The sequence below is a fragment of the Candidatus Hydrogenedentota bacterium genome (genome assembly GCA_035416745.1).
Lineage (GTDB): Bacteria > Hydrogenedentota > Hydrogenedentia > Hydrogenedentales > SLHB01 > UBA2224.
The window spans coordinates 1-8,607 of record DAOLNV010000142.1; the positions used below are offsets into that span (position 1 = coordinate 1).

Below are 8,607 nucleotides of genomic sequence, written 5' to 3' on the forward strand. Positions count from 1 at the left end.
GGTTGTTTCCGCCCCCGCGCATGGTTTAGACTTCCTATACTTGTGACCAGTAGTCGCGCGGTGCGGATGTTTTTTCTCTGGGCGTCGCGGGGGCTGAAGGGGGATATCATGACACAAAGTGTTGACCTCACGGAGCGGCAGCCTTGGTACCAGGGCCTTACCGGTTATCACTACTTGGTATTGGCCGTGGCTTGCTTTGGCTGGTCGTTCGACACGATGGACCAGTGGCTGTACGTCTTTGTGAAGCAGCATGCCCTGCGCGACCTGCTTCCGCTTACCGTGCCCAATTCCGAGGTGAGCACATACATCGGCTATGCGCAAACATGCCTGATCCTCGGCTGGGCGACGGGCGGGCTGATCTTTGGAATGGTGGGCGACCGGCTGGGCCGGACCCGCACCATGGCTCTCACGATCCTGGTGTACGCCCTGTTTACGGGGCTCAGCGGCCTGTCGCAGAACTGGTGGCAGTTTGCGCTCTTCCGGTTCCTGACCGGCCTGGGCGTCGGCGGCGAGTTCGCGGCGGGGGCGGCGCTTGTGGCGGAATCGTTCCCGGCGCATGCGCGAAGCACCGCCCTGAGCGTTGTTCAGGCGTCTTCGACACTGGGCAACGTGGCCGCGGGCGTCATCAACCTTATTATGACGTCCTACCTGCCCGTCGAGCAGGCTTGGCGCTGGGTGTTTGCGATTGGCATTCTGCCGGCGCTGCTTGTGGTGGTGATTTTTGCGTTCGTCCGCGAGCCCGAGGCCTGGCAGGCGGCGCGCGCTCGCGCACGCGAGGCCAAAGCGAAGGGCGAACGCCGGCAGGTGGGGTCGATCGTGGCCTTGTTCACCGAGCCGACGGTGCGCCGGAACACCCTGGTGGGCGTCGCACTTGCAGCGGTGGGCGTAATCGGGTTCTGGGGCATCAGCACGTGGACGCCCGAACTGTTGCGGGCTACCCTCAGCGCGCAGAACCTGGACCCGGGCCTTATTGAGCGACGCGTCAGTTACGCCGGAATGCTGCAGAACTTCGGCGGCATGTTCGGCGCGCTGGCATTCGGGTGGTTGGCGCGGCGAATCGGGCGGCGCCCGGCCTTCCTCATCGCCCTGCTGGGGTGCGCCGTCGAGATTCCGGCCACCTTCTTCTTCGCCAATACGTACCATATGGCCTTGGTGTTCTTCTTTGGCATGGGTTTCGTCCTGCTGCTGTTGCTGGGCGGGTTCACGGTGTACTTCCCCGAGCTGTTCCCCACGCGCTTGCGCGCCACGGGAACGGGGTTCTGCTACAACGTCGCGCGGTACCTTTCGGCCCCGTCGCCGGCGTTCTTTGGCCAACTGAGCGCGGCCATCGGCATTCAGAAAGCTGCTCTTGCGATCTCGTCGGCCTTCGTGCTCGGCATCGCCGTGCTGCCGTTCGCGCCGGAAACAAAGGGCAAACCTTTGCCGGAGTGATCGACGAAGCCGCATCGTAGGTATGGGGGCCGAACCCGGCGTTCGGTTTTGCGCCAGGTTCCTGTATTGCGCCGTACCGCGCAGACCGGGGGGCGCTTCGGTTTCCGGAGGCGGGTCCGGGCAGGAGTGCTGGGTGGCGCGGCGTGTTTTACCGCCGTGAAAGAAGATGCCCGTCGCGTGAGGGGTTCATTTCCGCCAGTGAGCGGTACGGCCTTCCCGCACAGCTGCCGCGCCGTATTTGCCCGACAAGACTGCCACGATACGCTCGAACCAGGCGTCCAGCTCCGGCGGCCCGCCAAGACTCGACCATAGCGCTTCGGCAACGGCGCCGGGGCTCTGTTCGAAACCTCACCCCTTGCAGGAGATAATGGTATTCAGAATCGTCAGCGACACGATGATCGAGCGTTTGAGCGCCGCCACCCGCGCGGCGTCTTTGAACTCGCCTTCGATCGACAGGAAATCGCGCAGGACGGCTTCAAGGCCCTCTTTGTACCCGGCCCGGCCCGCGGCGTTCAGGTAATGCTCGGCGGACATAAAAGCCGCCGGACCAGGAGACGTCCCGAACAGGCCGTCCATATAAAATTCTCCGGGGGGTCCGCCGATGGCCGTGTCAAAGTGATCGTCCATCACCCATTGACCGAAATAGGCATCCTCGGCACGCTCGAAGATGTCGGCGAGCTTGTCGAGCGCGGCGGCGTTCTTTGGACGATAAAGTTCGCCGAGGGTTTCGGCCAGCACGTCGCGCAACTCGCGGCCAGGCTCCTTTAGAATGCGCCCGCCAAAAGCAACGTTCACTTCGACGCCCGGATTGTTCGCCGGACCCTGGTAGTACATGCATCCGCGCGCGCCCTGTTCGAAATGCTTCTTGATCCCCGCGCCCTGCCGCTTGGTGTAGGGCAGGAAGTAGGACGTGCGGTCGAAACGGTGCGACGGGTACAGCCACAACGCGCCTGACGTGCCGTACGCGCAGTGCAGGTCTCTGACGAACTGTGCCCTTTCGTCGTCGGCCACGTACGTGCCCTTCCATCCCTGGTCGTAGAATCCGTCGATGTGGCGGCTCATCTCGATGATCATCGCTTTGTGCTCCGCCGTGAAGCGCTGCTTGGGACCGACCCAGCCGATGGGTATGACGTTGATGAGCTTGTCCGGCCACTTGCTGCGGATATAGTCGGCCGTCTTGGTGTTGATGCGGCAATGGTAGCCTACCACGCCCTCGGGTCCGCCCGCGCATTGCGTGCAGCAACAACCGCCCTGATCGAACGACTCGAGGTGCACGCCATCCATGTCAAATTCCGTCAGCACGAAATCAAGGATGCGGCTCACCCACTCGAAGGACTTGGGGTTGGCGTCGCACATGGCCGTCTGCAACGGTGTGCCGTCGGGAAGCCTGGCCGCCAGGGAAGGGTCGTTCTTGATGATTTCCTCGTAACCCCAACTGTACGTCCCCATCCCATAGATGATCTTCATGCCCCGTTCGTGGGCGGCGTCGATAATCTTTCGAACGTTCCGCTTGCGGGTCTCATCGATGCCGGCGCCAAGGTTCAGCGGCCAGCCGTGCGTGACAAAGAAGCCCCACGCGTCGAGATGCGTGTATCCCGACCGGCTCTGAAGCTCGAGCGCCGCAATTGTACTGCGAACGGTCTCATCGTCCATCTGGGGCGCGGGCCAATTCTCGAGCGGCAGCGGCTCGAGCCGCATATCGTTGATCCACGCGCCGAAGGCGATACGGTAATCGTACCCGGCCCCTCCAGCGGCCGGAGCAATGGCCGGGGTCTGGGCCGCCCCTGTCTTTGCCGTGGCGGCTATCCCTGCTGCTCCTATAGCCGCCGTCTTGACGAAATCGCGTCGTGTCATAGCCATGATGTCAGTCCCTCGCGCAATTTTCCTTTGGGGCCGTGGCGAACCGCACCCAATGGCCGGGGCAGGGCGTCAATACCCCTTCATGATCCTATTCTTACATGCCATATGCCGTCCAGATTGAGCGTTTCGCATGTGCAGTTGCTCAGATCCGAGTTTTTCAGCCCGATACCCATAGTCTACGAGGATTTCTTTCGCTTTGGACCCCTCCTATTGACGCCACGAGCCGACGCGACTAGGATTAAGGCTGACTCGCTCGCAGGAGGGTGGTGCCATGCAAGAGGATATCTGTTGTCCAGAGTTTGAGCCGGCGCCGTGGGATGGCAAAATCGTCGAGTGGAACGACAAGAAGTTCATCAAGGACCGTGTTTTCACATTCCTGTACATGCCATTCGGCTTCGGCAAAGTCATGAGGGCGCTGGACAGGCAGGTGCGGAATGCCGGCGCCACTATGCCCGACCGGCTATGCCTGTCTGACCACACCTCGAAGTGGAACATGGACGTCTATCTTGCCGTAGACAAAGCGATTCCCGACGCGCAAAACGTCACGCTCAGCGGCAAATTCCTGTGCAAGGTCTACGAAGGTCCTTACAAAGACACGGGCAAATGGTGCAAAGACTTCGAGCTTTTTGCCAAGAGCAAAGACCAAACCATTAAGAAATGGTATATGTGGTATACGACGTGCCCGAAATGCGCGAAGAAATACGGCAAGAACTACGTGGTCTTCCTGGGGAAAACGGGCAACGCCATTTGACGCGGGTGTTCGCCGCCGGCCGGTGAAGAACTCCGCAGCAACGCCGCAGACGGGCGTGAGTTCGGGGTCTCCATGGACCTTCTTGTGCTGCCCGAAGCACAACTAGCGGACGGCGGCGTATCCTCCGGGCACACCTTGCTTCGAATAGACAATCTGCCACAGTTGATTCCACCGCGCTCGGAACGATCCCGCGCAACTCAGGAGATAGTATTTCCACATCCGGCAAAACCGTTCGCCGTAGTCTTTTTCGAAGTCAGCCCAATGCTCGTTGAAATTGCGCCACCATGCCATCAGTGTCTTGTCGTAATCCGCGCCGAAATTGTGGATATCCTCCGTCACGAAAAGGCCCTCCGTGGCCTTTGCCAACTGCTTTATGGATGGAAGCATCGAGTTGGGGAATATGTACTTCTCGATCCAGGGGTCGGTCGAAGTGGTGCTGCGCAAGGTGCCGATTGTCTGAAGCAGGAACAAACCGTGGTCAGCGAGGCAGCGGTGAACGATCTTCATGTAGCCCCGGTAATTCTTGTATCCCACATGTTCGATCATGCCCAATGACACAATCCGGTCGAAACGCCCATTGAGATCTCTATAGTCGCTCAGGCAGAGTTCGATGGGCAGTCCGTCGCACAGCTCTTTCGCCAGCGCAAACTGTTCCTTTGACACGGTTGTTCCGACGGCCTCGATGCGGTACTTCTCCGCGGCATATTTTACGAAAGAGCCCCAACCGCAGCCGATGTCCAGGAGCCGCATCCCCGGTTGCAACCCGATCTTCCTGCAGATCATTTCGAGCTTGTGTTCTTGAGCGTCATCCAGGGTCGACGCGCATTTCCAGTACCCGCACGAATACACGAGGCGCCGGTCGAGCATGGCCTTGTAGAGTTCATTTCCGATGTCATAGTGCCGTTCGCCTATCACAAAGGCGCGCGATCTCCGCTGGCGATTAAACAAACAGGCCTTAATGAATCCCAGAAGGAGGGGCCAGTTCCACAGACCCCGATGAATCTCTCCCGAAAGAACGCGGTGAAAGAATTCGTCAAGCGCGCCGCAATCCCACCAGCCCTCCATGTACGATTCGCCCAAGCCCAGCGAACCCCGGCTCAAAACCCTGCCAAATGTGCGCCCGTCATGTATCTGGATATCCCAGGGACGGTCGCCGCAAATGCGGATATCCGCCCGCGCCAGGAGACTCGCTACTGCCCGCGCCTCCGAAGTGTCGAAAGCGGTGGTCTGTTCCTGTCTCTGTTTGACCATGGCTTGATGCGCCGCCCCATCCAAGGCAGAACCGCACCGAACCCCAAGCTGCCTTCTCTTCTCCGCCCGCGGCGTCAGGCATCTACTATATCATGCTTCCGGGGTGTGCCGCGCTGCGGCACGTCAGCAACGCTCGCGCTAATGCTTCAGCCGAGTGATGGGACCCGCGCGCCCCCATCTCGCACTCGCTGCCGGCTTGGATGCGCAAGAGCCGCGCTACGCCTTCTCGGCCGGCTCGACCACAACCGCAGCATAGACCTCCAGCCTGTCGATACGCACGATGAGCCTTTTCTTCTCGAGCATCACGGTTGCCGCAGCGCCCCTGCACGTCACTCGTGGAGCGGGGCAGGGGCTCTCCAACTCGACCCTGATCTCGCGCAAGGCGGGAATCTCGTGTACGCGGGGCATGTCGTGTGCCGAATGGGTCCGATTGGCCAGGTGGATGATGGTTCGTTCGGGCGTGTTCTGGCGCCACACCGTGACCTCGAGAGTTCTCGGGGCCTCCACAATCACTTGCCGCTGCGGCAGGAGCTGGTCTATATAGTCTGCCATGCGGTCGCGGGCATGGGTGAGGTTATGCAGCGCGTAATAGCGGCCCAATCCGAACGCCACGTACAAGACATGTCCTTTGCCCGACTTCTTCGTTACGGCCACCGGCCATTGCGTGGGCTTCATAGGGAAGGGATCCATATATCCCGCCACGGACCCGGCGGGGTCCGTGGCGATATGGCGCGCCAGCACTTCACCCGACGCAACTACCTGCTGAAACACGCCTGATGCCGGTTCGGGCTCGACCGGGCCTTCCATCGCAAAGGGGCCTTCGACCATTCCCTTGCGGGTCAGACCGAACAGTTTCGCCAGAGCAAAGTCGGGGCGGGGAAAGCCCCTCTCGTCTCCCAGCGACATCTCACCCGTGGCCAGCACGTGGCCGCCCGCGCGCGCATACGCGTCCACGGCCGCGCAAAATGTGTCGCTCACGAACGCCGTATTCGGCAGTATAAGCAGGTCGTACGCCTTCAAATCCTCCGCGGAGCTGACCTTCTCGGCCACCACGATTTCGAAGGGAATGTGCTCCTCGATGAGTACCCGGGACCATCCGTCGAGTTCCTGCGACCAGTCCATCCGCCCTTCGCGGAAATACCTTCGCGTGGCCCAAGAGAACACCAGCGCCACCTTGGCCGCGGGCTCAGAGTCCGCGTGCAGGTCCGCGTCCTCCATGAAGAAATCCAGCCCTTTCCGGACCGTCTCGAGCAGGCGCTTGGAGCTGGTGGTGTCCGGATAGGCGCCCACGCAACAAGGGCCGAGCACGTTGCAGCCGTTGGCCTTCGCGCTCGCTGCGCTGATCTGCCATGCGGTCAGCGGCACGGACAGATGAGCGTGGTTCGGCGATGAAGAGGTCAGCAGTTCGCACGACGGTTTCCCGATCGCCCGATGCCAACGCATCGTCAGGTCTGACGCGTGCAGATCAAAGAAGATCTCCGACACATAGAGGTCCAGGTGAGGCAGCCAGTTCTCATCGAACCCGTAAATGGGCGGCAACCAGACGGGGTTCTGGCCGTTGTGGGCGGCGAAAACGCCGTGCTCGCGCAGCACGGCCGATACCTCGCCAATAAGTGACGCGCTGCATTCGCTTCGCCAGTCAATGAACTCCCGCCAGTTGGCGCTGATGGCCTCTTGCGTGATCTCTTTCGTACCGCAGATTTTCTCGAGCGCAGGACGGCAGTAGCCGCACACGCACACCCCGCTGTTGAAGAACATGTCGAGGTGAAACCCGTCGGGATGATACCGCTCGATGATTTCGCGCGCTACCGCGACTACCTGCGCCCGCCGGGGGGAATTGATGCACGCAAAACGCCACGAGCCGCCCGGCACCCGCTGGACGCGCCAGTCCGGATTGTCCGGAGCGGCCCAAGACGCCAGCGGGTACTCGGTCTCCGGTTTCCCGCCCATTGGGACCACATACCATTCCGGGTGGCGGGATTCCAGCCAGTTGATATACCCGATGACTTTCTGCCCCTGGGCCTGCAGGCGCGACGACACTTCGCCAAAGTAGTCGCGGCCTTTCAGGTTCGGGTGCATGGGCCAGATCGCGCTCGGATAGTAGGCTACGCTGAACTGATTGGCGGCGTACACCGCGACGATGTCCGCGCCCGTGGCCGCCAGTTCCGCCGCGATCCGGTCGGGATCGTAGTTCGCGAACGCCGTCTCCTGGTCGTTCAAGGCATACTGGTCGTACCAGTAGATGCGCTGCCGTCTGTTCAACCATTCGTGAGGAGATACGGCTGCGTGCGCCGCCCGGGCAGCTGCCCCCCGTTCGGCTGGTGTACCCCTTGCTGCAAGTCCCATGGCTCCCAAAGCTCCTATTCGCAAGATATCTCTGCGTGCCAGAAACACTTTCTTTTCCTTTTGCCGGACATCCGGGCCGTCCGAAGCCGGTCCGCACAAGCCCAAAGGCAGTTGCCGCGACTCGCCGCCGTTACATCTGGTCTACGGTCTTCGTACTGGAGTTTCGTGCTGACTATGAGGAATCCCGCGCGAAACCCATCGTCTCATGCGCCGCCCGCGTAATTCAGCGCCTCCTCGACCATAGCAAAATAATTCTTCAGGGGCACGTAGTTGCACACGGTGTTGCCCGAACCGAGAGCAAACCGGCCTCCCGGCATACAGGCATCGATTATTGTGCGCACGTGGGCCCGAAGCGCCGGTTCCGGCAGCCGGGCCAGCTTGTCCACATCCACGCCCCCCAGGACGGCCACGCGGTTGCCATAACGCCGCTTGAAATCGATAACGGAGTTGCCTTCGTCTTCAAAAGAGTGCCTCGCGTCGATCCCGACATCGTCAACGAGGTCCGGCGCGATGGCATCCAGGTTGCCGCACGAGTGCAGGAGGTAAACAAGCCCGTGCTGATGCGCGAGTGCGGCCAGCTTCTTATGCCATGGCAGCACATACTCTCTCAGATGGCTTGGCGACACCAGCGTGCCCGTCTTGAAACCCATGTCATCGCCCTGGAAGAAGCCGTAGAGGTTCGGCAAGCCCAGGAGACGTTCGTACATCGCGCAGATGATTTCTCCCACCCGTTGAAACACCGCCCGGACCAGGTCAGGCTGTTCATAAACGAGGTAACATAGGTTCTGATACCCCAACAGCGTGTCGAGCGGGATTTCGAGGAATCCGCTTGTAGGGCATACCAGAAGGCCCATGCCTTCGGGAAGATGCGCCGCAGCGTACTCGTAGGGCCAGAGCTCCGCCTTCGCTGGCTCGGGCCAGGGATACTTCTCGAAATCCTCCCAGGACGCAATCGGGCCGCGGGTTTC

At 61.1% G+C, this 8,607-nt stretch carries 6 protein-coding genes; 2 read left to right on the plus strand and 4 right to left on the minus strand.

What is annotated here, in order from left to right:
- The first annotated feature begins 108 nt into the window (after positions 1-108).
- Positions 109-1,431, plus strand: a complete 1,323-nt coding sequence (locus tag PLJ71_21975; protein HQM51357.1) for an MFS transporter — start codon at positions 109-111, stop codon at positions 1,429-1,431.
- Positions 1,432-1,779: 348 nt separating this feature from the next.
- Here PLJ71_21975 and PLJ71_21980 read toward each other — a convergent pair whose 3' ends face one another.
- On the minus strand, positions 1,780-3,291 hold the full coding sequence (locus PLJ71_21980; protein HQM51358.1) for a hypothetical protein: 1,512 nt from the start codon (positions 3,289-3,291) through the stop codon (positions 1,780-1,782).
- Between the two features lie 271 nt (positions 3,292-3,562).
- On the opposite strand from PLJ71_21980, the gene PLJ71_21985 reads away from it, so the two are divergent.
- Positions 3,563-4,042, plus strand: coding sequence for a hypothetical protein (locus tag PLJ71_21985; protein ID HQM51359.1), 480 nt, complete (start codon positions 3,563-3,565; stop codon positions 4,040-4,042).
- A 102-nt stretch (positions 4,043-4,144) separates the two neighbouring features.
- Here the strand turns inward: PLJ71_21985 and cfa are convergent, their stop codons facing one another.
- The 3 genes from cfa to PLJ71_22000 form a co-directional block, all read right to left on the minus strand.
- Positions 4,145-5,293, minus strand: coding sequence for a cyclopropane fatty acyl phospholipid synthase (gene cfa / locus PLJ71_21990; protein HQM51360.1), 1,149 nt, complete (start codon positions 5,291-5,293; stop codon positions 4,145-4,147).
- A 216-nt stretch (positions 5,294-5,509) separates the two neighbouring features.
- Complete coding sequence (locus PLJ71_21995) at positions 5,510-7,639, minus strand: beta-galactosidase trimerization domain-containing protein (GenBank protein ID HQM51361.1); 2,130 nt, start codon at positions 7,637-7,639, stop codon at positions 5,510-5,512.
- Positions 7,640-7,842: 203 nt separating this feature from the next.
- On the minus strand, positions 7,843-8,607 hold a 765-nt coding region (locus tag PLJ71_22000; GenBank protein ID HQM51362.1), incomplete at its 5' end, for a uroporphyrinogen decarboxylase family protein.

Coding starts and splice junctions, on each gene's coding strand:
- PLJ71_21975 (HQM51357.1), top strand. CDS start 109: ATGACACAAAGTGTTGACCTCACGGAGCGGCAGCCTTGGTACCAGGGC.
- PLJ71_21980 (HQM51358.1), bottom strand. CDS start 3,291: ATGGCTATGACACGACGCGATTTCGTCAAGACGGCGGCTATAGGAGCA.
- PLJ71_21985 (HQM51359.1), top strand. CDS start 3,563: ATGCAAGAGGATATCTGTTGTCCAGAGTTTGAGCCGGCGCCGTGGGAT.
- cfa (HQM51360.1), bottom strand. CDS start 5,293: ATGGTCAAACAGAGACAGGAACAGACCACCGCTTTCGACACTTCGGAG.
- PLJ71_21995 (HQM51361.1), bottom strand. CDS start 7,639: ATGGGACTTGCAGCAAGGGGTACACCAGCCGAACGGGGGGCAGCTGCC.